Origin of the sequence: Microcoleus sp. SVA1B4, assembly GCF_036700545.1 — a bacterium.
Taxonomy (GTDB): domain Bacteria; phylum Cyanobacteriota; class Cyanobacteriia; order Cyanobacteriales; family Microcoleaceae; genus Microcoleus.
Genome location: NZ_JAUBPB010000152.1, coordinates 1 through 1,962, shown reverse-complemented (window position 1 = coordinate 1,962; position 1,962 = coordinate 1). Strand labels below are relative to the sequence as shown.

Sequence of the window (1,962 nt, the reverse complement as noted above, 5' to 3'; positions counted from 1 at the left end):
CTGAAGTTCCCCCATTGACAAAAGGCGTGGGAGTATGTAGGGCAAACCTTTGGAGGATTTTGACTCCGGTTTTACTGGGTACAAATCAGAGAAACGCCGAGTAAATCCAAAGCTTTTTGTTGCACAATTGTTGGTTGAGTAATCTTATCGAAAACCCAACTAGCACCCTCCATAGTTGCCAGAATTTCATTGTGGGCGATCGTACCCAAATCTGCGAGTATTGTTTGGAAGCTATGTACTGGCAAATTATCGGCAGTTCGCTTGGTTCTCGCCTTGGCACGAGTGCGATCGCTCTTGGCGGCTTTCACCACTGATTCTTGCTGTTGGTGAGCCGATTCCCAATCGTCCTCATCAAATAGCATCGGAGCCAACAGAGAACGCATTTGCCATTCTACATAATAGGCTAACATACATAAAAATACGTGAGCCTTAACTCGATCGCCCAGGCGGTGGTAAATCGGTCGCACCTTTAAATCGACAGTCTTAAAACTCCGAAAAGCTTGTTCTACTTGGGACAGGCTTTTATAAGCTCTCACCGTTTCTGTTGGCGATAAAACTTCTGACTCGACTGAAGTCCGAATCACGTACAAACCGTCAAGAGCTGCTTCGTTTTCAATACTTTGCGTGTTTCTTTCGTAGCAGAAGCTGTTCTCTTGAAAATCAAGTTTGAAATGCTTGGCAACTTTGTAACGATTCACCACTTTTCCCACTTTGAGAGCAATATTTGATGCCCCTTTTAAACGTCGCTTCTCTCTAGTTGTCGCAGCAGCGATTTTGGCTAATTCTTTTTCGGTGGCTTGCAACAATTCCTCTCTGGTTTTGGCTCGTTCTGCTGCCAGCATCGGATTGCGACAGGCGATTAAGCGTTCTCCCGGATACTCAGATGACGATATTTCAGCGATATTTTTTTCATCAAATAAAGAGAGTTGAATCGATTCTTGCTCGACGAGGGTGCGGATTTGTACCGAACGCAGCGCGCTAATCCAATCGAAAGCGCGATCGTTAGCTTGAAAATGTTGTTGAATTGTAGTTGAAGAGATAATACCTCGATCGCCCACCCAAATTATTTTAGCAATCCCAAATCTTTCTTTGAGTTTGGTAATTTGATTGGTGAGCGTTGTCGGGTCAGCAGTATTGCCTTCAAATACTTCGATCGCGATCGGACAGCCAGAAGCATCGCACATTAATCCGAATACGATTTGCAATTTACCTCTTTTGCCATCCCGATTGTAACCGTACCGGGCTAGGGGGCAAGTTTTGCCCTCAAAATAGCTGCTCGATACATCATACAGTACCAATGTTGATGATGCCAGATGAAGAGAGGCCAAATTATTTTCGATCGATTCTTGTCTGGATAAGAGCCAATCCATTGCCAAATATAGTTCATCTTCATCGGCACCCTCAATGCCGTATATTTTGCCAATACTCGAAAAACAAGTTTCTTCGTTGAATCCTCTCGCGGTGGCGAGTTTCGAGCGCGGGTCGATAATTCTGGCAATTATCATCGCCAATACCAATCTTCTGTTGCGACTATTTTCGGAACTAATTAAGTTGTGTAAGCCAGTGTTTTTCAGGCAGCCCAATACTGCTGCTACGTGGCCGTGTGGGCGCGAACGGGTGATTTTAAAAGAATCAGGCAAAGAAGCGATCGTTACGCCACCTTTTAACAAGGCTTGCAGTCCATCTATGGCATGGTCGGGCAATTTAGACAAGTTTGCCAGAGTGCGTTTCCGTACTTTTGAACCTTCGCGGTAGGACTCGCGAAGTAATACGGCCGGCGGAGAATTTCTGTTTGGAACACGTTCGATATACATGACTACAATTATACCGCGAGCGCTGACTAAAGAGTCTAAAGAAATCCTTAAATTACATGGGTACACGCTTGGGGGTAAAAAGGCGATCGTTCCTTGTAGTGCAAGGGTTTGTGAGATTTGAACATTCCCCCTACTGGGGGAACTTCAG

At 45.1% G+C, this 1,962-nt stretch carries 1 protein-coding gene; it reads right to left on the bottom strand.

Annotated features, from left to right (window positions below):
* Positions 1–71 precede the first annotated feature (71 nt).
* Positions 72–1,814 (bottom strand): IS1634 family transposase, encoded by a 1,743-nt coding sequence (locus tag QT987_RS29625; RefSeq protein ID WP_333247051.1) that lies wholly within the window; start codon positions 1,812–1,814, stop codon positions 72–74.
* Positions 1,815–1,962: the final 148 nt, after the last annotated feature.

Coding starts and splice junctions, on each gene's coding strand:
- QT987_RS29625 (WP_333247051.1), bottom strand. CDS start 1,814: ATGTATATCGAACGTGTTCCAAACAGAAATTCTCCGCCGGCCGTATTA.